The 22,309-nt window shown below is 67.2% G+C and carries 20 protein-coding genes and 4 pseudogenes; 8 read left to right on the top strand and 16 right to left on the bottom strand.

The window, feature by feature from the left end:
• Positions 1 to 43: 43 nt before the first annotated feature.
• Positions 44 to 883, bottom strand: a complete 840-nt coding sequence (locus tag ACF07B_RS08080; protein WP_392178222.1) for an IS5 family transposase — start codon at positions 881 to 883, stop codon at positions 44 to 46.
• 487 nt (positions 884 to 1,370) lie between these two features.
• Here ACF07B_RS08080 and ACF07B_RS08075 point away from each other — a divergent pair, with 487 nt between their 5' ends.
• The 3 genes from ACF07B_RS08075 to ACF07B_RS08065 all read left to right on the top strand — a co-directional run bounded on the left by ACF07B_RS08075 (position 1,371) and on the right by ACF07B_RS08065 (position 3,576).
• Complete coding sequence (locus ACF07B_RS08075; protein WP_392178221.1) at positions 1,371 to 2,033, top strand: adenylate kinase family protein; 663 nt, start codon at positions 1,371 to 1,373, stop codon at positions 2,031 to 2,033.
• Positions 2,034 to 2,108: 75 nt separating this feature from the next.
• A protein-coding gene (locus tag ACF07B_RS08070; RefSeq protein ID WP_392178220.1) for an IS5 family transposase occupies positions 2,109 to 2,926 on the top strand; the annotation gives its coding sequence in 2 pieces (ribosomal slippage) (positions 2,109 to 2,457 and positions 2,457 to 2,926; 819 coding nt in all).
• A gap of 113 nt (positions 2,927 to 3,039) precedes the next feature.
• On the top strand, positions 3,040 to 3,576 hold the full coding sequence (locus tag ACF07B_RS08065; protein WP_392178219.1) for a 2'-5' RNA ligase family protein: 537 nt from the start codon (positions 3,040 to 3,042) through the stop codon (positions 3,574 to 3,576).
• 20 nt (positions 3,577 to 3,596) lie between these two features.
• On the opposite strand, the pseudogene ACF07B_RS08060 reads toward ACF07B_RS08065, so the two are convergent.
• Together ACF07B_RS08060 and ACF07B_RS08055 are read right to left on the bottom strand one after the other, a co-directional pair.
• Positions 3,597 to 4,455 (bottom strand): annotated as a pseudogene (locus tag ACF07B_RS08060) (IS5 family transposase).
• A 41-nt stretch (positions 4,456 to 4,496) separates the two neighbouring features.
• Positions 4,497 to 4,970, bottom strand: a complete 474-nt coding sequence (locus tag ACF07B_RS08055) for a hypothetical protein (protein ID WP_392178218.1) — start codon at positions 4,968 to 4,970, stop codon at positions 4,497 to 4,499.
• Between the two features lie 318 nt (positions 4,971 to 5,288).
• On the opposite strand from ACF07B_RS08055, the gene ACF07B_RS08050 reads away from it, so the two are divergent.
• A complete protein-coding gene (locus ACF07B_RS08050; protein WP_392178733.1) occupies positions 5,289 to 5,504 on the top strand; it encodes a DUF742 domain-containing protein in 216 nt (71 codons plus the stop codon).
• Positions 5,505 to 5,769: 265 nt separating this feature from the next.
• Here ACF07B_RS08050 and ACF07B_RS08045 read toward each other — a convergent pair whose 3' ends face one another.
• The 3 genes from ACF07B_RS08045 to ACF07B_RS08035 all read right to left on the bottom strand — a co-directional run bounded on the left by ACF07B_RS08045 (position 5,770) and on the right by ACF07B_RS08035 (position 7,960).
• Positions 5,770 to 6,816: a sporulation-delaying protein SdpB family protein gene (locus ACF07B_RS08045; RefSeq protein WP_392178217.1), complete on the bottom strand. Its 1,047-nt coding sequence runs from the start codon at positions 6,814 to 6,816 to the stop codon at positions 5,770 to 5,772.
• Positions 6,744 to 7,223 carry an SdpA family antimicrobial peptide system protein gene (locus tag ACF07B_RS08040; RefSeq protein WP_392178732.1) on the bottom strand — a complete coding sequence of 160 codons (480 nt, stop codon included), beginning with the start codon at positions 7,221 to 7,223 and terminating at the stop codon, positions 6,744 to 6,746. The genes ACF07B_RS08045 and ACF07B_RS08040 overlap by 73 nt, the downstream gene beginning before the upstream one ends.
• 122 nt (positions 7,224 to 7,345) lie before the next feature.
• Entirely contained in the window at positions 7,346 to 7,960 is a 615-nt protein-coding gene (locus ACF07B_RS08035) for a hypothetical protein (protein WP_392178216.1), read from the bottom strand.
• 1,168 nt (positions 7,961 to 9,128) lie between these two features.
• Here ACF07B_RS08035 and tap point away from each other — a divergent pair.
• Together tap and tpg are read left to right on the top strand one after the other, a co-directional pair.
• A pseudogene (tap, locus tag ACF07B_RS08030) lies at positions 9,129 to 11,251 on the top strand (telomere-associated protein Tap).
• 4 nt (positions 11,252 to 11,255) lie between these two features.
• Positions 11,256 to 11,812, top strand: a pseudogene (tpg, locus tag ACF07B_RS08025) (telomere-protecting terminal protein Tpg).
• A gap of 207 nt (positions 11,813 to 12,019) precedes the next feature.
• Here the strand turns inward: tpg and ACF07B_RS08020 are convergent.
• From ACF07B_RS08020 to ACF07B_RS07995, 6 genes are read right to left on the bottom strand one after another with little or no spacing between them, the layout of a single operon-like run.
• Positions 12,020 to 12,787: an SDR family NAD(P)-dependent oxidoreductase gene (locus tag ACF07B_RS08020; RefSeq protein ID WP_392178215.1), complete on the bottom strand. Its 768-nt coding sequence runs from the start codon at positions 12,785 to 12,787 to the stop codon at positions 12,020 to 12,022.
• 48 nt (positions 12,788 to 12,835) lie between these two features.
• Complete coding sequence (locus tag ACF07B_RS08015; RefSeq protein ID WP_392178214.1) at positions 12,836 to 14,095, bottom strand: MFS transporter; 1,260 nt, start codon at positions 14,093 to 14,095, stop codon at positions 12,836 to 12,838.
• Between the two features lie 43 nt (positions 14,096 to 14,138).
• A complete protein-coding gene (locus ACF07B_RS08010) occupies positions 14,139 to 14,687 on the bottom strand; it encodes a cyclophilin-like fold protein (RefSeq protein WP_392178213.1) in 549 nt (182 codons plus the stop codon).
• A 20-nt stretch (positions 14,688 to 14,707) separates the two neighbouring features.
• Positions 14,708 to 15,373, bottom strand: a complete 666-nt coding sequence (locus tag ACF07B_RS08005) for an SDR family NAD(P)-dependent oxidoreductase (protein ID WP_392178212.1) — start codon at positions 15,371 to 15,373, stop codon at positions 14,708 to 14,710.
• A gap of 45 nt (positions 15,374 to 15,418) precedes the next feature.
• Positions 15,419 to 15,829, bottom strand: coding sequence for a cupin domain-containing protein (locus ACF07B_RS08000; protein WP_392178211.1), 411 nt, complete (start codon positions 15,827 to 15,829; stop codon positions 15,419 to 15,421).
• 40 nt (positions 15,830 to 15,869) lie between these two features.
• Entirely contained in the window at positions 15,870 to 16,886 is a 1,017-nt protein-coding gene (locus ACF07B_RS07995; RefSeq protein WP_392178210.1) for a zinc-dependent alcohol dehydrogenase family protein, read from the bottom strand.
• Positions 16,887 to 17,098: 212 nt separating this feature from the next.
• Here ACF07B_RS07995 and ACF07B_RS07990 point away from each other — a divergent pair, with 212 nt between their 5' ends.
• Positions 17,099 to 17,980, top strand: a complete 882-nt coding sequence (locus ACF07B_RS07990; protein WP_392178209.1) for a helix-turn-helix transcriptional regulator — start codon at positions 17,099 to 17,101, stop codon at positions 17,978 to 17,980.
• A gap of 148 nt (positions 17,981 to 18,128) precedes the next feature.
• On the opposite strand, the gene ACF07B_RS07985 is transcribed toward ACF07B_RS07990, so the two are convergent.
• From ACF07B_RS07985 to ACF07B_RS07975, 3 genes and pseudogenes are all read right to left on the bottom strand, one after another.
• Entirely contained in the window at positions 18,129 to 18,689 is a 561-nt protein-coding gene (locus tag ACF07B_RS07985) for a histidine phosphatase family protein (RefSeq protein WP_168532219.1), read from the bottom strand.
• 22 nt (positions 18,690 to 18,711) lie between these two features.
• Positions 18,712 to 19,832: pseudogene (locus tag ACF07B_RS07980) on the bottom strand (IS630 family transposase).
• A gap of 174 nt (positions 19,833 to 20,006) precedes the next feature.
• Positions 20,007 to 20,552: a S1 RNA-binding domain-containing protein gene (locus ACF07B_RS07975; protein ID WP_392178208.1), complete on the bottom strand. Its 546-nt coding sequence runs from the start codon at positions 20,550 to 20,552 to the stop codon at positions 20,007 to 20,009.
• A gap of 82 nt (positions 20,553 to 20,634) precedes the next feature.
• Here ACF07B_RS07975 and ACF07B_RS07970 point away from each other — a divergent pair, with 82 nt between their 5' ends.
• Complete coding sequence (locus tag ACF07B_RS07970; protein ID WP_392178207.1) at positions 20,635 to 20,979, top strand: hypothetical protein; 345 nt, start codon at positions 20,635 to 20,637, stop codon at positions 20,977 to 20,979.
• Here ACF07B_RS07970 and ACF07B_RS07965 read toward each other — a convergent pair.
• Entirely contained in the window at positions 20,970 to 22,208 is a 1,239-nt protein-coding gene (locus ACF07B_RS07965) for an IS701 family transposase (RefSeq protein WP_392178731.1), read from the bottom strand. The two genes, ACF07B_RS07970 and ACF07B_RS07965, sit on opposite strands and share 10 nt — an antisense overlap.
• Positions 22,209 to 22,309: the final 101 nt, after the last annotated feature.

Here is a 22,309-nt window from a genome sequence, read left to right as displayed (position 1 = left end):
CTCAAAGAGCGTTTTGTCCCGGCGAGGTTGTTTGGTTCGAGGTTCAGGTGTCGCGCCAGTTCGGGGTGGATGCGCGGGTGAGTCTGCGGCTTATGAGGTCGATGATCGCGACGTGGATTATGGCTTCGGAGCGGTGGGGGTGGGTTTCGTAGTCGCGGGCCAGGCGGCGGTGGTGCATGAGCCAGCCGAAGGTCCGCTCGACGACCCAGCGTCGCGGGATCACCTTGAAGCCTTTGACGCCCGGCTCGCGTTGGACGACTTCCACGTCGATGCCGAGGCGGGCGCCGTGGTCGATGGCTTTGGTGCGGTAGCCGGTGTCGGCCCATGCTTTGGTCACGCGAGGGTGAGTGGCGGCGATGTGGGACATCAGGTGTATGCCTCCGACGTTGTCGGGGACACTCGCCGCGGTGACCCAGACAGCCAGGAGCAGGCCGAGGGTGTCGACCCCGATGTGGCGCTTGCGACCTGCGATCTTCTTGCCGGCATCGATACCCTGGCCTGCCGCGGGCACGTTCGCGGAGGTCTTGACGCTCTGCGCGTCCAGCACGCAGGCGGTTGGCTCGCCGCCGCGGCCTTCGGCCTCCCGGAGCAGGCGCCGCAGGAGGCCGTTGAGTTGGTCGAAGACGCCTTCTTTTTGCCAGGCGGCGAAGTAGCCGTAGACCGTCTCCCATGGCGGGAAATCGTGGGGCAGGTAACGCCAGGGGATGCCGGTGCGGTCGACGTAGAGGATGGCGTCCATGATGCGGCGCAGGTCGTGCTCGGGCGGCCGGCCGATGTCCAGGCCCTTGCCTCTGCGGTCGGCCCGCCAGATGGTGAGGGTGGGCCCGATCAGTTCCCAGCGCGCGTCGGAGAGGTCGCTGGGATACGGGCGTTGTCGCGTCATGTATCGGTAGTACTGGCGGCCGGCCCGTCCCTGCAGGGCGCAAACGGAGCCAAGCGGGGGCGCTCTGGGATCAGATAGGAGCGGACCGACGGAAACGGGCGACTGAAGGGCGACATCCGCCCCATCCATCACATGGAACACCCTCGCCCCAGCAGCCTTCTCAACTCGTCCCGGTGAAGCACCACCAAACAACCTCACCGGGATAAAACGCTCTTTCAGAAGCTGTTTTCGATCCCGGGGCTATGCGGGCGGTCTGGTGTGAGGGCGTGCGATGGGGCAGTGGATCAGCGGTTGCTGTGCCCTCGTGGAAGACGTTGGCGGGCTCCGGCTGGGGCATGGCAGGATCACTTCTCGCGGAAACCAGCTCGATCTGGATCGGGCAGCAGGCTCCGTCGTTCCAGATCGGGGGGCGTCTGCGTCTGCATGGCCAAGTGCCTGGCAGGCCAGTAGATCTGAGATCGGAGCCAAGCTGAGGAGTGATGGGCTGATGCGCGTCGTCGTCTTCGAAGCGCCAGGGGGCGGGCGGGATGCCACGGTGAGTTCGCTGGCTCGGGCCCTGGCAGTCCCGCAGACCTCTCTCGGCGATCTTATGCGCGCGCACCTGTCTCAGGGCACGGAGCTGGGGATCCGCGTCTCCGAGATCATGAACTCCGGCAGCCTGGTCCCCGACGAGATCCTCACTGCGGTCATCCACGACGGCCTGTACCGAATGGCGCATGCGGGCTTCCTCCTCCTCGGGTACCCGCACAGGGCTTCTCAGGCGCTCGCTCTGGAAGAGCTGCTCCGCGAGCTCGACGCGCCTCTCGACAGCGTGTTACACCTGCATCTTCCCGAGGCGGAGGTGGAGCGCCGCATCCGCCTCCTGGCGGCTCGTCGCCGCTGCCGCAACGACCGGACCCACCGCTTCGAACCTGAGGTGGACCATCTCCTCGTCGAAGGCGCCTGCAACGTCTGCGGAGGTGAGCTCTATCAGCACGGGGACGAGGCAGAGATCAGCATTCGCGGACGATTCATGTCCTACGAAGCGATGCTGGAGCCCATCACCCAGCACTACGCCAGGCAGGACCTCCTCGTCACAGTCGACGCTGTCGGCCCGTCCGACGAGATCCTCAGGCGCGCGCTCGCTGCGCTCCAGGAGCGCAGCCCTTGACATCGGCTGACTGGTGGTGCCACGTCGCTGGTCTAAGACCGTGTCCTATGTGGTGCTGGGTCGTTGGACTTGATTATGGGGCGGGGTACGTGGAGTTGGATTGTTCCGGACGGGCTGTGGGAGATCGCGGAGCCGCTGATCCCACCGTCGAAGGTGCGGCCGCAGGGTGGCGGAACACAGGACACACCTGATGAGACGCTGTTCGCGGCCATCATCTACGTGCTGGTCAGCGGGTGCGCCTGGCGGGCTTTGCCACCGTGCTTCGGCATATCGAAGTCGACCGCGCATCGCCGGTTCCTGATCTGGTCCCGAGCGGGAGTGTGGGGTCGGCTGCACGAGGAGATCCTGCACCGCCTGGACGACGCCGGCCTGCTCGACCTCTCCCGAGCAGTCCTCGATTCCGCCCACGTGAGGGCGAAAAAAGGGGCGAACTCACGGGCCCGAGCCCCGTGGACCGAGGCAAGCCGGGTTCCAAAATGCACATCCTGTCGGACGCGAACGGACTGCCCCTCCTCGTCGGCGTCTCGGCCGCCAACACCCATGACAGCCTCGTGCTCAAGCCCATGATCACCGGGCACCAAACGAGACACGCCCCCTGCGGGGGCCGCTACTTCAAGCCTCAGCGTCTCCACGCCGACAAGGCCTACGACATCCCCCACCTGCGAAAATGGTTACGCGGCAGGCGCATTGGCGTTCGGATCGCCCGCAAGGGCATCGAGTCCGGCGAACGACTGGGACGCCGAAGGTGGGTCATCGAACGGACCATGTCCTGGCTGACCGGATACCGCCGGCTCAATCACCGCTACGAACGCCACCCCCGCAACCACCTGGCGTTTCTCGGCCTCGCCGCAGCCCTCTGTTGCTACAAACGACTCGCCTGCCTCACCACGTAGGACACGGTCTAAGAACTCTAAGTGCGTGTTTTTGGAGGTGCCGGTAGCTGGTTCAGGTGCTCGATGGCGATTATTCGGTCGCAGTCGCCAGGGCTCGTTGGTAGACAGATGCGGTGACAGACGACGGCTCCCGCGAGTTTCCGGCAGGACAAACGGGACTCATCGTGAAGATCCCCGAGGCCGAGTCTGCTGTTCGCGCGTGGCGTGAACGGCTTGACCCCTCAGCCCGAGCGGGTGTTCCGGCCCATGTCACCGTGCTTTTCCCGTTCCTCGAAGAGAGCCGTATCGATACTGCCGTGCGCTCTGCTATCGGTGAGGTGCTGGAAGGCCACCGGGCGTTTGACGTTCGGTTCGAGAGCTGTGGACGGTTCCCGGAGGTGCTGTATCTCGTTCCCGCGCCGGACAGGCAGTTCCGGCATCTCACGCAGGCGATCGCCGATCGATGGCCGGAGACCCCGCCGTTCGGTGGCCAGTTCACCGACGTCATCCCGCATCTGACTATCGCCCAAAACCAAGAAGACGCTGTGCTGAAGAAGGTTGAGGCCGACCTCTTGGGCTGTCTCCCCATCATTGCGCACGTTTCGTCCGTCGAACTCATGGTTCACGACGGCACGAGGTGGCACGAGCGAGCGTCCTTCGCGCTCCGGTAAGGTCCCGGACCTGCCGGCGGTCAGCTGGTGGGCTTTGGTTTCTTCGTCCAGCTGTCGGTTCGGGGGCCTTTGCGGGTGAGGCGCCGGCTCATGAGGGTGATGAGTGACCAAGTCAGGTGTGCTTCGCTGTGCTGGGGAAGGCGTTCGTAGTCCCTCGCGTTGCGACGGGCGCGCATGGTCAAGCCGATTGTCCGCTCGACCCGCCAGCGGCGGGGCAGGACCAAGAATCCCTTGGCACCCTTGGGCCGGGAGACCGTTTTGAGGGTGATGTGGAGGAAGTCGCGGGCCCAGTCGACGAGCTGGCCGGCGTAGGCGGAGTCCGCCCAGACCTGCGTGATCTGCGGATGGGCCAGACGCAGTCGCCAGAGCAGTTCGCGGGCGGCGTCCCGGTCGGTCATGTCGGCGGGCGTCACCAAGATCATCACCGGGAGTCCTTTGGTGTCGACCGCGAGGTGTCTCTTGCGGCCGTTGATCTTCTTAGCGGCGTCGTAGCCGCGGATGGCCTTGCTGACGGTCTCGGCGGCCTTCACGGACTGGGAGTCGACGATCAGCGTCACCGGGTAGGGGCACCGGCCCAGGTTCGTGCGGATCCGGCGGCGTAGCTGGTCGCGAATTCAGGCCACCACCCCGGCCCGGTTCCACCTCGCGAAGAACCCGTAAACCGTCTCCCATGGCGGGTAGTCCGCAGGCAGAGCTCTCCATTTGGCTCCGTTGTCGGTGATGTAGCGGATCGCGTCGACGATCCCCCCTCGGGTGCTTCTCCGGCCGGCCGCCCTCCTTGGTCTGGCAGGCCGGCAGCGGCAGCAGCGGTTCGATCAGGGCCCATTCGGCGGTGGTGGTGTCGGAGGGATAGCGCCGGCGGCGCCTGGCGGTGGGCATAGCGGGCTCGGCAGACGGGGTCGGGCCCGGCGGTGACCGGGCTATTTGGTGAGCTGGGCGAGCGTGGCACGAACGCCGGTGAGCTGGGCGACGGCGAGCTGGGCCCATTCGTCGGCCGGGTAGCGGGCCAGGTGGGGGTCGAGCGTGCCCGTGATCACCCGGGTGAGCCGGCCGAGGATCTCGCGGAACTGGCGCTTCTCGTACTCGATCCAGTCGGCGGGGTCGTCGGAGAACAGATAGCCGTCCTTGCGGTGCCAGATGATCGGGGTGAGGTGCTCGGAGGCGCCGACGTCGCGCAGGTGGCGGACGCCGCGGGCGATCTGGGAGGGAGACAGACGGGTGGCGGCGACGAGTTGTTCGGCAGGCGCGCAAGCAGGGCGCGCGAGGCTCCAACAGCACGAAGTCCGACCCCCTGCACAACAGACGGGTCTGCTGAGCCGCAGGCGGCGTTCGGCTATGGCGTCACCGTGACGGAAGGCCGTGACACCTTCCCCCGCCAGGCCCGCGTGCGGCACCGCGAAGAACAGAACACTGCCGAGCGTCGATGTTCAACCCCCACCGTCCAGCGACGGCCGCAGACCGGACATACCATCTCGTCCCCACACTGCATTGCCGTCACCCGCCGACGGGTCTGTTCCAGGACTCGCCACCGCCGTGACCTGCACCTACCCGAACAGAACACCGCTGCCGCCGACATCGTCGGCGGCAGCGACACCCCACACTCCCTGCAATACCTTCGAACCACCCCACCAGAGGCCATACCCCCCAGCAACCCCGACCGTCAGCCCCCTCGACCAGGGATTTCAGACAGGCACTGACGCAGCGCCCGCTCGCTGGCCGAGGTCTTCGCGACCCTGGCACTCCCGCTCGGCACCGCTCGCCTCCTCGTCTCCGTGCTTGCCGAGAGCGGCGTCGTACACATCGTGCGTCCGGAGACCGAGCCGGACGGAGCCGCCCGCATCGGAGTGGTTTTGGACGTACTCGCCGGGCTGCGGCGCCTTGAAGCTGGTGCGCCGCAGGATGAAAGGTGCGTGGCATGGGCTGATTAGCGGCTCCGCGATCTCCCGCAGCCCGTCCGGAACAATCCAACCCCACGTACTCCGCCCAAAACTAAGTCCAAACGACACCGCTCCACATAGGACACGGTCTTATATGCCTTTCCCATCGAACCGTCCCATCGCCTCGCGGTACTGAGCCTCACCGATATCCTGGCGCGAGACTTTCTCAACCATGCGGAAACGCCCACATGCGGGGCACTTCTGATAGCGCCTTCGCCCTAGCCTTATTGCTTTGAACGAAGCAAGGTTGACCCACTCAGTCGAGAACAAGTGGCCTATCGTGCACCGCACTACTACTCGAGCCATTTTCGCTCTCCTTCTCTGCTCTACCATTTCGAATGAGGCGGCGTAAGTCAAGGTCGAGGTCGACGTTCGGATCGTGCAGCACCAAAACCAGCGCACCAAACATGGTCACCGCGAAACTGAAAAGCCCCATAAAGAGTGCTATCCCGGCATGGAGCAGGATGCCCAGCCAGAACACACGTTTACGCACTCCGATATTCCAGAATAGCGCAAACGCCAGAGTCAACTCGACGCAGATGGTTCCCCAAGTGAGGGCCGTGACTGTGTACTTGTTTTCTAGGAACGGTTGCAAAACCGGCTTCCACGGACCGAGGAGGCCGAAGGTGGGATCATTCAGCCAGTAGTAGAGTGCCGTACCGTCAGCCCATTCCCTGACGCCGAATTTTGCCACGGCTGACTGGAAGTAGATTCCTGCCACCTGAATGCGTATAGCCCAATGGGTGACATAGCAGAAGGCAGCTACTGAACTTCTCAACGCTTTCTTTTCATCCTTAACGAGCCAATGCCATTTCCGATCGTCCGCCAGCCCGAAGGGGATGATGGCCAGCGTCAGGATCAAGGCGACATTGTCACCACCGTCCGGCAAGCTGAGGGAGTCGGCGATACTGAATGCAACCCACCAGTGCCAGATGACGAAAATCCTGGGGCGCCAGCCAATAATGGATGGCACCAGAAGCAGGGCCAGCAGGTATCTGCGTGCGTCTGGGCTCAGCCCGTCCTCACCGATGCAGAATCCCGATACGGCGGACACTCCATCGCAGTAGGGTGCACGGCTCATGCCGATGACCGGATGGAAAAGTGCCATAGCCGGCGTGAACATCAGGGTTGCGAACATCCCTGTCGCTAGCAGGGTGCGCGCCAGTCCGTACACATTGGTACGGGGATCGAATCTCTCGGCAGTCACAGGGGGCTGCCAGCTGGCCGGTTTCAACACTGGATGTTCACCACCGCGGTCTTCGTGATCCGGTACTGATGCTTTGCGATGGTGCGCCATGCCCATGGCACGGGTTCCTCGGAGGTCAGGATGACCTTTCCGCACAACGTCGGGATGGGAGAGCTGTTTACCACCCTGGAGGCCAGGGTGAAGTCATCGGCCTCACACTCGGTGATGACATATGCCTCGCACTTCTTCCACGCACGTTCCGGGAGGGAGTGAAGAAGGGTGGCTATCTCAGGACCCTGGGCCCGTGCTCTGCTACTGGCCCCGAATAGGTTCGAAGGGGAAGCGTTGGGGCCGATCAAAGCATTTTTTGGCGCGTCACCTTCCGTAATTTTGTAGGCCACATTCGCTGGGGTTCTGGGACTCTTAGTAAAAAACCCCCAGCCCTGCGGCCAAATTCTACTGACTGTCTGACGTGAACTTCTGATTCCTGGCGAAGATGCAGCCGCATCAGGAAGCGCAGCCATTACAGAAATCACGCCGACAGCGCCCCACAGGGCGGCACCGCCAAAGAAGCCTATGCGAGACATCATCTTTCATACTCCCCGTAAGCGTCCGCTGTCGGCGGAGCCGCCCCTTCCGGAATGCGTCAGCCGGCCAGTCCGGTCGACAGTGCCGCCACTGCCTTGTCGGTTGTCAGATTCTGGTGCTCCGGCGAGACGGCCAGCACAATGACCACGACCGCTGCGGCTTCGGCTGCGACCGCCCCCGTAGTCGCGAAACTCCAGTGCTGCACCGCTACGGCGTCCACCGCGACGGTGTCATTGGTGAAGAACCAGCCAGCGGAGGAAGCCGGGCTGATCGCCGTGCGCTTCTCGGCAACGTCCGAGGCCACGTCCCGAGACATCCTGTCCAGCAACTGAAGACCCTTTTGAACTTTGTAGGGGTCGCCCGAAGTGACATCACTGTGGAACTTCTCCGCGAACCCAGGATCCTTCACCGATGCCAATTGGAGGAAACCAGCAACGGCCTTGTTGTTGACTCCCTTGGCCTGGTTCGCGGGTATAAGGGAGACCTCGGGGTGTTCATGGGCGACGATTCCCTTGCCCATGATTCCCAGAATTATCTCTGTCGTCGAGTACTTCGGCTTCTCCTTCGAACCCGATGAGGACGCCCATGAGACACCGGCCGAGGCTCCCAGGACGACCACTGCGGCGAGAGCGCTTACTGCGCTTCTCTTGCTTAACGATCCGAGCTTTCTCATTTCCCTCACTTCAGTTCGTCGTACATTGATGTACGGGATTCACGCTAGTCACAGGGGAGCATTACCACACCACTTCTTTTCAGACGTCATCGATCAAGGTGTTTCATGGCGCCCCCAGAGGGATCCGAAGCGGAATACTCCGCTCCGATGAATGATGTGAGCTTGGATTTTTTCCCACGTTTTGCCTGCGATTGACGAATAGGTTGCAGATACCCAGGCTGGTTCGATTGCCCCGGGCCGCAGGGGCAGAGCCATCGCGATGGCTGAATCTGAGACGCCGCACCCCGCCTATTGCGGGCCGCCCCGGCATAGACCACCGTCCAGTGCCCCATGGGGCGACGCCCACGAGTCTCGGCCCCCAGGCACAGGAACCGTTCTGCTCTACGCCGAGGCCGCGATCCCGTACTTCTGGCGTCTGGAGTTCGAACCCGCCCCGCGTCTGATCGGCAGCGAGCTTCAGGGCAGCCGCTACGTGGAACGGTCACCGCTCTCGTCGGCGCCACCACGCGCATCGACGCCCCGTTCGCGGTGGACATCGACCCGGCCGGCCTGGCCCGCCAGTAGCGGTCGAGGGGCGCCGATTCCCTACCGGCTGCCCTACCGATCCCCCTACCAAGTCCCCTACCGGCACTCTCGTGACCCCCTCACGATTCGTGCAGGTCAGACCCCTTGACCAGGCCCAACCAGGTCTCCCGACAACCCTCTTGCCTCTCCTCGTACCTGTCTGCCCCCGTTGAAAATAGGGGGTGGGCGTGGACGCAGAACAGGTACGGAGGAGAGGTAAGAGGGCCCGAGCCGGCCTGGTGGGTGTCGCGCGTCGGGCGGCGGCCCTCCGCGCTCGCGCCGGACAGGAAGCCAGCGCACTGGCGAGACGAGAAGCGCCGAAACGGTGGCCGATGCCGACCGCCACATGCAGCACAGTCCGAGTGACGACATCCACGGAGCAACCGACCAATGGAACTGTCCCGTGACGCCGTCGAGGCGACGTCCTGCCCGTGGTGAAGGCGGAAGGGTTCGCCACTCCCAAGCACGAGACGATCTGGTGCGGCTGGTCGGCCCGCAGAGGCGCGTGCAGAGATCCAACCGGATCAGAATCCTGAGCGGGTTAAACAAGTTGGATAAATCTGAGGCTAAATACTGATAGTGCCTGGAGTGGAGGTAACCCGAAATGGCATCTGAGGAAGAGCTGTTCGCGTCGGTCGACGCCCTGCTGGAGGCGGAGCCGGAACTCCCGCTCCCGGCGGAACGGGCCCGGCTGCGTGGGGCCGCCGGCATCACCCAGGCTCGTCTCGCCACGGCGTTGAAGACGACGACGCAGTCGGTGAAGAACTGGGAGAACGGCCGCTCCGAGCCGAAGTCGCCGCGCCTGGAGGCGTTTCAGCGGCTGTTGAACGGCTGGGCGGCGAAGTACCCCGCCCACAGCGCCCCTCCCGTTCCCGCCCCCACACCTGCACCGGCGGTCACCCTGCAGCCGCAGGTACCGAAGACGTTCACCCCGGCCGCGTCCGACGCGCAGAGCGCGCCGCCGGCGGAAGCACCTGCTGCTCCCGCACCCGCGGCAGTCGCTCCGGAGCGGCCGGCCCGCGCGGGGACGTCACGGCGCCCGGCCGCGCAGAAGGCCGCAGCGCCCCCGGTCGACCCGCGGTTCCCGCACGGTCCGCTCGCGGTCCTGGACGGCGACGGCTCCGCCTACGGTGTCGACGGCATCGTCCTGGACTGCCCGGCGACCAGCATCGTGGAGCTGGTGGAGTGGACGCTGCGCGAGTCCGGCCTGGGTGCCGCGAAGTTGAACCGCTACGGCAAGGACTCCGACCCCCTCATCGTCCTCACCACCGAAGCGGTCGTGAAGTTCGGGCTGCCGGAGCGCCTGGAGGACCGCCGCGGTCTGCGTCTGGAGGAGGGCCACCCGGTCCTCAAGCAGATCGGCAAGGCGAAGTGGCAGCTCACGCAGCGCGGGTTCGGGCCGTGGGCGCGGGTCTACCGCAAGGCCCAGGGCGCGCAGCGCCAGTGCGTGCAGCTCGCGATCCTGCTCTGGGACGCCCTCGATGCCCGGGCATGGCCCGGTGTCACGGACATGGAGCCGGCCGACGTTGCCCGCGTCCTGGGCGTGTACGCGCAGCGGGTCATCACCCCACGCGGGTCAACGGCCGTCTCGGGGCTGGAGCTGATGACCGCGCTGCGCCCGCCGACACGGCCGGTGCAGGACAAGGAGACCGGCAACTGGGTCTCCGGCTACAACCCCGGTTCGCTGGGCACGGAGGCTATGGATCCGGCGCCGCCGGAGGGCCAGCCTGAACACCCCGCGGTGTTCCATTCCGGCTGGAAGGGCGGTTTCCTGCGGGAAGAGGCGTATCAGTGGGTGCGGTCGGTGGACCTGCTCAGTGATGAGGAGTGCACGCTGCCGTTCGCGGTCGGCCTGGACCTCAACACCGCGTTCCTCGCGGCCGCCGCCCGGCTGACGGTCGGCCTGTCGGAGCCGGTGCACTTCGTGAACCCGGCGTTCAACCCCAAGGTGCCCGGCTCGTGGCTGGTCGACCTTTCCACGTCGAGGTCGATCCGCGACTGCCCTCGCCGTTCACCCCGGACGGCACCCGCCCGATGGGGCCAGCCTGGTATCAGACGCACACGGTGGCCTACGCGCAGGAGCTCGGCTTCAACGTGGCCCCGCTGGAGGCCTTCCTACGCCGGGAGACCGGCGCGTATTTGGACCCGTGGCACGACCGCCTCAAGACGGCTTACGTCGACACGCTCGCCGACCTCGGCGTCACCAAGGACCTCTCGGACGCGGAGTTCCTGGCGGCGATGGAGCGGCATAAGCAGGTCGACCCCGCCATGGCCGCAGTCCTCTCCGCGATCAAGGCGACGGTCAAGGGCGGCATCGGGAAACTGTTCGAGAACCCGCAGGGCAAAGGCTACAAGGACGGCGATCCGTGGCCGGCCATGCAGCGCCCGACCTGGCGCCCCGACATCCGCGCCGCGGTCATCTCCAAGGCCCGGGTCAACATGCACCGCAAGCTGCACAACATGGCGAAGATGACGGGCCTGTTCCCCCTCGCCGTGCTGTCCGACTGCGTCGTCTACCCGAGCCCTGGCGAGAGCCCCCTCGACTTCCTCCCGTACGCGGCGTCCGGGAAGCCGCAGCCGGGCGGTTTCCGTCTCGGCCCGACGCCGGGGCTGGCGAAGCTGGAGGGTGTGCAGTCGATGCTGTGGGCGGTGGATTTGATGGAGCAGCGCTATAACCCGGCCCGTCACATCAAGGGTGGCGACGCCGTCCTGGACGAAGGGGAGTAGCGCGGTGGGGGAGATCGAGGACGCGATCGAGCGCGCCGACCGGGAAGCCTTTACCAAGGAGCCGCCGAAGCCCCTCAAGGGCCGGATCGGCTTCTTGATCAAGCAGTACGGCAGCGCGAAAGCCGTCGCCGCGGAACTCGGCGTCACCGCCGACAGCGTGAACCGCTACCGGCGTGGCGCCCGCAAGCACGCTCGCCCCGACATCGCCGCGAAGATCGACGACGTGGTGAAGCAACGCTGGCAGCCACTGATGCGTAAACGCCGGCACCGCCAGGCCGCCGCCACCCGCGGCATCACCGTCGAGACCCGGGCCCGCTTCGGCTACACCGCAGCCGTCGGCAGTACTGACGACGGCCGCTTCCGCCGCCTCACCGTGCACCTCCTCCTGAGTACGCGCAGCGTCTGTTCGATGCCCGCGACACAGGGGCCAGCGACCAGGAGATGCGCGGAATCATCGCCGAAGGATTCAAGGAAGTTTATTTCCAGGACGGTAGAGCACGCGCACTGGGGCTCTCAGACGTCGAAATCAACGACATTGACTACCTCGACATAGATTTCTGAGAAGAGGCATAAAGATGGATTCCTGGTCAGCCGAATGAGCCGAAGCACGGTAGTTGTCACGGAGGCAGGCGGGTTGTCACCGACTGTGTTGTAGGCGGTGGCTGTTGTGGCTGAGCATCACCAGTAGGCGGCGCACGACAACTGCGATGGTTTTCTTGACGTCTCGGGACTGGCGCAGCACTTATCCGGGCTGGCACGAGTGGGCTGTTACTGAGCGGTATAGCCGCCGTCGACAGGCAGGGCGATGCCGGTGACGTAGCTGGATCCGGGGCTGCACAGCCACAGGACGGCTTGGGCGATCTCGTCGGCGGTGCCGAGGCGGTCGATGGCCTGGCCGGATTCGGCCTGGGTGCGGTCGAGTTCTCCGCCGTCGATCATGGCGTCCACCATGGGGGTGGCGATCGTGCCGGGGCAGACGGCGTTGATGCGCACGCCGCGGGAGCCGTATTCGAGGGCGGCGCTCTTGGTCAGGCCGATCACGCCGTGCTTGGTGGCGTGGTAGGCGGCGCGGCCGGGGTTACCCACGAGGCCGCCGAGGGAGGAGCAGTTGACGATGGTCCCGCTGCCCTGGTCGCGCATGTGGCGCAGTTCGTGCTTCATGCTCGCCCAGATGCCGCGCAGGTTGATGCCTTGGACGCGGTCGAATTGCTCGGCGCTCTCGTCGGCGGCGTCGGTGGGCGGAGGCATGATGCCGGCGTTGTTGTAGGCCATGTCGAGCCGTCCGAAGGTCTCCACCGTGCGGTCGACGGCGGCGGCGACCTGGTCCTCGACGGTGACGTCGCAGACCAGGGCGAGGGCCTTGTGCCCGGCGTCGGTGAGCTCCCTCGCCGCCTTGGTGACGGCGTTCTGGTTGATGTCGGCGAGGGCGACGGCGGCGCCTGCTTCGGCGAAGGCGCGGGCGGTAGCCAGGCCCATGCCGGAGGAGGCACCGGTGACGAAGGCGACCTTGCCGGTGAAGTCGTAGGCGGGGTTCATGTCGTTCCTCTTCCGTCGGGGTGGGGAGCTGGTGGATGCCGGTGTGGGTCAGCGACGGGAGGACGCCGGAGTCCGCTCATTGCCCATGACGCCGGTTGCCGGATCGGTGCGCTGGGCCACGATCCGGGCTTGGCGTCGGGTGCCGGTGAGGGCGAGGGCGGAGAGCGGCAGGAGAGTGAGGGCGGCGGAGACGGCGCCGACCAGGGCCGGTCCGGTCAGGCCGAGGGAGGTGTCCAGCGCGGTCCCGGCCAGGGCGGAGCCGCCGGCGATGCCGGTGTTGTAGGCGGAGGTGGTCAGCGCCGAGGTGAGGGTGGGGGCGTCGCCGGCGAAGCCGACGGCGAGCGCGGTGACCACGGGGTTGACGGTGAACCCGGCCAGAGCCATGAGAAAGACCAGGGCGACGGCGGTGACCAGGCCGGCCGACAGCGGGATCAGCAGGCACAGGGCCAGGGCGGTCATGGCGGCGGCGGTGATGGTGGTGGCCATCGGGCGGCGGTCGCCGAGCCGGCCGCCGATGGCGGTGCCGCCCAGGGCCCCGAGCCCGAAGACGATCAGGACCAGTGGGACGGCCCCGGCCGGGATACCGGCGCGGTCGGTGAGCAGCGGGGTGATGTAGGTGTACGTGGCCAGGACCCCGCCCATGATCAGGACGGCGGCGGCCAGTGCCAGCCACAGCGGGCCCTGCCGCAGGGCCCGTACCTCGGCCCGCACCGACACACCGGCCTGTTGCTGGCCGGCGGGGATGAACCGGTCGACGAACACGGCCGCGAGCCCCGCGAGGAGGGCCAGCGCCCAGAAGGGGCCGCGCCAGCCGGTGTACTGGCCGACGAAGGAGCCGATCGGCACGCCGACGACGTTGGCCAGGGTCAGGCCGCCCATCATGACGCCCACGGCCCGGGTGGCCCGGGCCGGGCCCGCGGCGGCGGTGACGATGACGAAGCCGACGGCCCAGAACGCCCCGGTGGCCAGCGCCGTGATCACCCGGGCCGCCAGGACCACGGTGAAGGAGGAGCTGAGCGCGGCGACGACGTGCCCGAGGGCGAAGACCGCAAGGGCTGAGACGAGGGTCAGACGCCGGGGCAGGCGCAGCGTGGCCAGGGCCATGGTCGGCCCACCGACGATCATGCCGATCGCGAAAGCGGTGATCAGCAGGCCCGCGTGGGAGACGCTGGTGCCGAGGTCACCAGCGATCTCCGGGAGCAGTCCGGCGATGACGAACTCGGTGGTTCCCATCAGGAACGTGCCAGCGGCGAGCACCCACACGACGAGGGGCAGTTTGTCCGCTCGGGTGCTGGCTGCGGAAGGCATACAGGTACTTCTCTTCCTCTAGGGATTCAGGTGGTCGCCCAGGTCAGGAGGCGGCTTCGATGGTGATGCGCGTTGCGCCGCCGAGCTGGTCGGCGCTGACGTCGAGGTGGCCGAGGATGAGCATGTCGGCGGAGGGGGCGGGCCCATCCTGGTAGAAGAGGGCCACGTTGCCCCAGGGCGCGTAGTAGGCGATGTCGCCGACCTTGGCTGCAACCGGCTCGGGGGCGCCGGAGGTCTCCAGCTTGCGCGGCAGGTCGGCGACCCGCTCCGTGCCGTGGAAGTCCTGAAGGTCCAGGGTGAGCGGGAACAGCTCGGCGAAGTCGCGGGCGGCGGGGCTGTCGTTCAAGGTGGCCGCGACGGGGCGGCCAGCGAGGGTGTCCCTGACCTTCGTCTCCATGGGGGTACTCCTTTCGGAGGGGGCGGGCGGGGTGGAGGCCGTCGTCTGCTGCTGCCCCGGTGACGCGGGCGCGGAGGCGGAGGACGGGGTGGCCGGGCCGTTCTCCTGCGCGTTGCTGGAGCAGGTGGTCACGGCCAGCAGCAGGGCGGCTGCCGGGGTGGCGCGGACCAGAGCGCGGAGGACTGCGGAGTTCATGAGGAGGGTCCCGACGGTCGTTATGCGGGCATGGGCTCGGCATAGTGCCGGAAGGCGCCGCGATCGGTGTGGATGGCGTACAGGCGCTCGGCCAGTGTGTCGGGGCTGGAGTGCTCTGCATCCGGGCGGATCGCGCCGGGGACGATCAGCTGCGCGACGTGGATGTTCTCGGGCGCGAGGGCGTCGTGGAGCATCGCCGCGTACGCACTCTCGGCAGCGAACGCGACCGAGGTCCCGGCCACCTTGGGGTTGGGGCGTACGGCGCTGCCACCGTTGACGAACAGCAGCGTGCCCCGGCCCAGCTCCCGCATCCCGGACAGGACGGCGTGCACGCAGGTCACCGGGCCCTTGACGGAAAAGGCCAGCGGGTCGTCCAGATCAGCGGCACCGGTGTCCAGGAGCGGCTTCATGAAGTCGCCGCGAGGCACCGGGCTGAACTGGAGGACCTCGATCGTCCCCAGTTCCTCGGCTGCTGCGGCCAGGGCTGCGGTCAGGGAGGCAGAGTCGAGCACGTCGGCGGTGAAGCCGCGCGCCCGGATGCCGTCACCGCCGAGTTCGGCTGCGAGAGCGCCGAGGTGATTGGCGTTGCGGGAAAGGAGGGCGACGTGGTGACCGGCTCCGCCGAAGCGGCGGGCGGCGGCCAGCCCCAAGCCGGGGCCGGCGCCGATGAGGGCGAACGTGCTCACGGTGAACCTTTCGGGTAGGGACGGTGCGGGCACAGGGCCGCGGTATCAGTCGGTGGCCGGGGTGGCGGTGTATTCGTCGTCGGTGACGGGCTCCAGCCAGTGCACGACGTCGTGGTCGTGGTCGCCCTCGTTGATGGCCACGTGGACCATCAGCCGGTTCGGGGCGGCGCCGTGCCAGTGCTCCTCGTCGGCCTCGAACAGGACGCGGTCGCCGGGTCGGATGACCTCGATCGGTCCGCCGCGGCGCTGGCACAGGCCGACGCCTTCGGTGACGAAGACGGTCTGCCCCAGCGGGTGGCGGTGCCAGTGGGTCCGGGCGCCGGGCATGAAGTGCACCAGCGACGCGGTGACTCGCGACGGTGAGGGGGCGGCGGCAACGGCGTCGATGTAGACGTCGCCGGTGAACCACTCGGCCGGACCCTTGACGGTGTCGATCGAGCTGCGGGTGATCTGCACGAAAAGCTCCTTGTACGGGTGGCGGGGTAAGGGGGGCGGATCAGGGCTTGAGGAGCGTCTTGATGGCGCGGCGCTCGTCCATCGCCCGGTATCCCTCGGCAACCTGCTCAAGGGGCAGGGTGAGATCGAAGACCTTGCCCGGGTCGATCCGGCCCGCAAGGACGCGGTGGATCAGGTTGGGCAGGTAGCGGCGTACGGGCGCGGGACCGCCGCGCAGGCCGACGTGGGAGAAGAACAGCTCCTGCCCGTCAACGGCCACCTCGTGCGGGACACCGACGAACCCGACGTTCCCGCCGGGCCGGGCCGAGTGCAGGGCCTGGCTCATGGCCTGCGCGGTGCCGACGCACTCCAGCACGGAGTCCGCGCCGATCCCGCCGGTCATCTCCTTGACCCGGGCGACGCTCTCCTCGCCACGCTCGGTGACGATGTCGGTGGCCCCGAACTCGCGCGCGAGCTTCTGCCGGGACTCGTGCCGCGACACGGCGATGATGCGCTCCGCGCCCATCTCCTTGGCCGCGATCACGCCGCACAGGCCGACCGCGCCGTCGCCGACCACCACGGCGGTGGCACCGGGCTTCACCTCAGCGGCATCCGCCGCCCACCAGCCGGTGCCCATCACGTCGGACACGGCCAGCAAACCCGGCCAGAACTCTTCGCCCGGCACCTCGTCAGTGGCGACCAGGGTGCCCTGGGCGTTGGGGATGCGCACGTACTCGGCCTGGCAGGTCGACATGAACTCACGATTCAGGCAGTTCGACTGGAAACCGTTCCGGCAGTTCACGCAGGTGTTGTCCGAGGTCGCGAAGGAGCCGACGACGAACTGCCCCGGCTTCACCGAGGTGACGTCGGAGCCGACCTCCTCCACGAAGCCGACGTACTCGTGCCCCATGGGGTGCGCCTGCTCAGTCCGCTCCGCTCCCCGGTAGGGCCACAGGTCCGAGCCACACACGCAGGTCACGGCCGTGCGGATGACGGCGTCGGTCGGCTTGAGGATCTTCGCGTCCTCCACGGTCTCGAAGCGGACGTCGCCGGGGGCGTAGATCATTGCTCCGCGCATAAGAAGGGTTCCTTTGCTTGCCGGCGCGCGCGATCCCGGATACCGGGGTCGCCGCCGAGTGCAGGGTCAGGTGCAAGATCCCGTCCTGATGACCGGACGGAAAGCACCACGCCATCCAGGTAACCCGCTCACCGCACCCGTAGCGAGACACCATCAAGGGGTGTACTGCCAGTACATCCCTATGGACGCGGGCGGGACGTACCGTCGAAAGCGTGGACAACCAAGCAGAGGTCCGCGAGTTCCTGACCTCGCGGCGAGCCAAGATCACCCCCGAACAGGCCGGCCTGCCCTCCGGAAACCGCCGGCGGGTACCGGGCCTGCGCCGCAGCGAGGTCGCCGCGCTCGCCGACGTGAGCGTGGAGTACTACGCCAAGCTGGAACGCGGCAACCTCGCCGGTGCCTCACCGGCCGTCCTCGAAGCCGTCGCCCGCGCCCTCCAGCTCGACGACGCCGAACGCGCCCACCTCATCAATCTGGCACAGGCCGCCGACGGCTCCGACGCCCTCACCCGCCCCCGCCGCCGCAGCACCCGGGCCTGGAACGCACACCGGAGCCTGCAGTGGGTCTTGGACGCCGTCACCGCCGGCCCGGCCTTCGTCCGCAACGGCCGCATGGACCTCCTCGCCACCAACCAGCTCGCCCACGCCTTCTACGACGACGTCTACGCCACGGCCGGCAACCAGGCCAACCTGGCCCGCTTCCAGTTCCTCGACCCCGCCTCCCGCCGCTTCTACCCCGACTGGGACCAGACCGCCGACATCGCCGTCGCCATCCTGCGCACCGAAGCCGGACGCAACCCTCACGACAAAGATCTCCACGACCTCGTCGGCGAGCTCTCCACCCGCAGCGACGACTTCCGCACCCGCTGGGGCGCCCACAACGTCCGCCACCACGGCACCGGCACCAAACGCTTCCACCACCACACCGTCGGCGACCTCACCCTCGCCTACGAAGGCCTGGAAATGGCAGCCGAACCCGGCCTCACCCTCACCATCTACACCGCCGAACCCGGCTCACCCTCCGAAGAAGGCCTACGCCTGCTCGCCTCATGGGCGGCTACACCCCAGCCCCTCACACCACACTCCGGCGGCTGACACCGCGCGCCAGAGCAGTGGGCCTCCCGCCACTCTGTGAAACCTGATCGGGATGAGCTGGGCCCTACCCTGCGCGCCAACTATGGCGCTCAGCCGGGCCCCATCCGAGCCCGACGGTGCCACAGGCTAGTGCCGTGACTCAGAAGGTTCACCGGGTTGGGGCAGGCCAGTCGGCGGGAAGCGTATAGCGCCAGCCCGGGCGCCACGCAGGTGGGGCTTCGAGCAGGTCATCCAGCGATGCTCCGGTGAGCAGACAGTCCAGAGCCCATCGGTTGGCCGAGTGGGCGATCAGCAGGATCCGGCAGCCGTCCCAGTCAGTGGCCAGGTCATGGAGGAATGCGTCGGTGGCCGCCAGGACCTGGCGGTAGCTCTGTCCGCCTGGGAAGGGCTCGTCGATCCAGCGGGCCCGTTGGGCGGCGATGAGGATGGCGGATGTTCCGTTGAGGTCGCCGTAGTTGCACTCGCGTAGTCGGATGTCCTGATGGATCGCGGGCTTGCCGCCGGGGAACGCGATCCGGGCGGTTTCCACGGCGCGGTGAAGGTCGGAGGTGAACACGGCCGCGAGCGCGTCGCCGCGTCGGCGCTCGCCCAGTTCCCCGGCCTGGCGACGGCCCAGTTCCGAGAGCCGGCCCGGGAGCCAGCCGGTAGCGATGCCCGCCTGGTTGTCGGTGGTGGTGGCGTGAGTCTCGTAGATGATCTCTACTGCCATCGGAGGCTCTCTTCTCGGTGGGTCAGGCCGCTTCGGCGAGTGGGCGGCCTCCCCAGCGGATGCCCTTCTCGCTTCGGATACGGGCCCGCTCGCGGCGCTGGGCTGCCAGCACGTCGGGGTGACGGGCATTCATATTGCGCCAGCGCAGATAGGACTGCAGGGCCCGGGTCTGCACGGTGTGGTTGCGGTGGTCGGAGTTCGCGATGGTGAACTGCCGCAGCGGCCCGAAGTGCGCCTCGATCGGGTTAGCCCAGGACGCGTAGGTCGGCGTGAAGCACAGCTCGACGCGGTTCTTCTTCGCCCAGCGGCGGATCGTCTCACCCTTGTGGGCAGACAGGTTGTCCAGGATGACGTAGATGGGGGCGCCGTCCGGGCGGGCGGCTCGGATCGACCTGAGCGCGGCCAGCGTGTTCGCGGCACCCTTCTTCCGGCGGTTGATGCCCCAGAGCGTGTCGTCGCCGATCGAGTAGCACCCGTGGAAGTACCTGACGCCGTGGGTGCGATGGTAGGTCGCCGGGTGCCGCTCGGGTGACTGGCGGGGGCCCAGCCCGCACCGCCGGTGGGGCGGATGCCGAGCGGGCCGAACTCGTCGAACGCGAAGACCCGGTCCGGGAAGCGCTCCAGAACATGCTCGATGCGGTCCAGCTTCGCCTCACGGGCGGGGTCCGGGGACTCCTTCCACGTCTTGGTGCGCTGGAAGGTGATGCCGCGGCGGGCCAGCAGGCGGCGTAAGGCCTGGCGGCCGATGCGGATGACCCTGCCATGGAATTTCCGCAGGTAGGCGGCGAGTTTGCGGATGGACCAGCGGGTGAAAGGCTGGCCAAGCTTGGTCGGGCGGGTGGTGGCCGTCTGGACGACGAAGTCCTCGTCGTTAGTACTGAGAAGGCGGGGACGGCCTCCCGCCCATCGAGGGTCCAGGCAGGCCAGGCCGATCTCATTGAACCGGTGGATCACATCCCGGACGGTGTCCTCGTCGGCCTGCACCAGTTGGGCGATCACCGGGACCCGGTTCCCGCCGGCAGACGCCAGCAGCATCATCGCGCGTCGGAAGCGCACCGAACTGGTGCTGCCCCGGCGCACGATCTGCTGCAGCTTCTGCCCCTCCTGGTCAGTCAACCTGCGCACGCGGACAGGCTCAGCCACCGCACCCCCAGCACTCCGATCGGACGTCACCGCACATCCAACCGCCCCGACCACCAACCCGGCGAACCAATGTGGTCAGAGCACTAGTGTGGACGATCACGTAATTCCCCAAGGTTACGGTCACGCAATTCCCCAGGGGCTGTCCGGCTGAGGCGGCCCAGGCGAGCCGCCGTGTCAGTCCGCTGCCGTGTGCTCGGTCGGGAGTGAGAGGCGGATGCGGCGCCGTGCCGGGTCTACTTCGGCGATCCGTGCCGTCAGCTCGTCGCCGACCTGGATGTCGCGGTCGCCGCCCAGCTGTGACAACTCGGAGTTGTGGAGTAGACCGTCCATGCCGTCATCAACGCTCACGAACACTCCGAAGGGGACCAGCCTCGTGACGCGTCCCCGCAGGACGCTGCCGACCTGATCGACCCATGCCAGCCAGGGGTTCGGCTGGAGGGCGATCAGGGACAGGACAGCCTGCCCGCGCATCTCGGCGTCCACGCCCAGGACTGCCGCGGTCACCCGTTGGCCCATCGTCACGACCTCTCCGCAGGAAGAGATCCACTTCCACGAGACCTCCGATGGAGGAATGAAGCCCACCGAAGGCTCCGGGGCTCCATCAAGGTCCACGAAGACGCCGAAGTTCTCGATCGACGTAACCACTCCCGAGCGTTCGTCCCCGCGACGGAGCGTCGCCAGGAACTCTCTCAACACCGGGGAAGGAAGCGGATGGGTCATGGCTGCGACCCTATGCCACCCCTAGGGTGCCTCTTTTGGATCTTCGCCTTTAGGGTCCTGGGCGAGCGATACAGTGCGCGCCGTGCACATACCCGATTGGTTCGACTGGATCTTTCTCGGCCTGGCCGTCTTGCAGGCCGTCGCCCTCGTCCCCGTCATCCGCCGACTGCGCGGACTCGACTCCGCGGTGCGCCTCAAAGGGCGCCTCGACGTGCTGGAAACGGTCGGTAGCCTGCTGCTCCTCGGCGGCCTGCTGCTGGGTTCAGTGGTGGCGGAATCCTGGTTCTGGCTCACCTGCGCCGGCTTCGTGCATGTCCGCCGTCTACGCCGTGAAGGGCGTCCACTGGCTCCGCGCCCGCCGCCACCCCACGGCCTGATCCAGAAGACAGGTCCTAGTACGGCAGCTGTAGATCGTGATCATGGATGAGCTGCTGTTTGTCGCAGGTAGTGGCTGTCGCGGGCTCGGGCTTGGTGGCGTCGTCGCCAGTGGGACCAGCGGAGGCGGTGCGCTGCAGTGTGGGCGGGCCGCACGATCAGAGTGTTGAACAGGTGCGCGATCTCGTTGCTGGTCAACAGGATCAGTCCGTCTGGTGCGGGCCTATGGGTGCGGTCGTCTGCGGTGGCGACGGCAAGGAAGGCGTGCGCGAGCATCGCGAGGCTGACCCAGCGGTGCCAGGACGTCCACCGGCGGAGTTGGTGCTCGTCCAGTCCGGTCAGTGCCTTCCCGGTCTGGAAGGTCTCCTCGACCGTCCACCTGCGCCCGGCTACCCGTACGAGTGTGGTCAGCGGCACGGCGGTGGGTGAATAGCAGCGGTAGAAGGCGAGTTCGCGTGTGCGCCGGTTGCGGCGGACCAGGAGTTGGTGGTGTCCGGGGCGGTCGTCGGCAATGTGGACCACTGCCCAGTCGTAAAAGCGGTGGCCCTTCGCGCCGGTCCCGGCCGAGAGTTTCTGCCAGGCCCGCTTGGGCATCTTCTTGACCAGCGCGGCCGCCCGCAGTCTTCCTCCCTTCGTGGCGATCTGGTGGTCGCATGCGACCGCGAGGATGTAGCCGACCGCACGCTGTTCCAGCGCGGTGCGAAGGGTCGGGTTGCCGCCGTAGACCTCGTTGCCGGCAACCCATCGCGCCGGGACGCCAGAGTCCAGGACGCGGGCGATCATCTGTACGGCCAGAGCGGGCTTGGTGGCGAAGCCGACATCGGCTGGGATGCCGGCCGACGCGCACCGCTGGCGGTCCTGGGTCCAGGAGTGCGGGACGTACAACTCCCGGTCGATGGCGGCGTGTCCGGCCTGCGCGGAGTAGACGAGGTAGACCGCTACCTGCGCGTTTTCGATCCTGTTCGCGGTGCCGGTGTATTGGCGCTGGACGCCGACCGTCGCGATGCCCTTCTTCAGGTCGCCGGTCTCGTCGACGACGAGGACCGCCTCCTCGTCGCGCAGGTGGTCCACCACGTAGGTGCGGATGTCGTCCCGGACCGCGTCGGCGGCCCACTTGGCACGGCCCAGTAGGTGCTGCATCCCGTGCGGGGTGGTGTCCCCGGCATGCTCGGCGATCGTCCAGTAGTTCTTGCGCGGCAGGTCCGACAGCAGCCCCAACACCAGCGAGCGGGCCCGGCGGCGGGGTTCCACCCGGGCGAACCGACCTGCGACACGGGCCATCAGGCCCTCGAACATCGCCTGCCACCGTTCAACGTCTACGCTGTGACCTGCGGCCACCGCTTGATCCTTCGTTGTCTTCACAAACCACGATGATCTTCGGT

This window comes from Streptomyces sp. NPDC015532, assembly GCF_043078065.1.
Taxonomy (GTDB): Bacteria; Actinomycetota; Actinomycetes; order Streptomycetales; family Streptomycetaceae; genus Streptomyces.
This window is presented reverse-complemented; position numbering and strand designations above follow the sequence as displayed.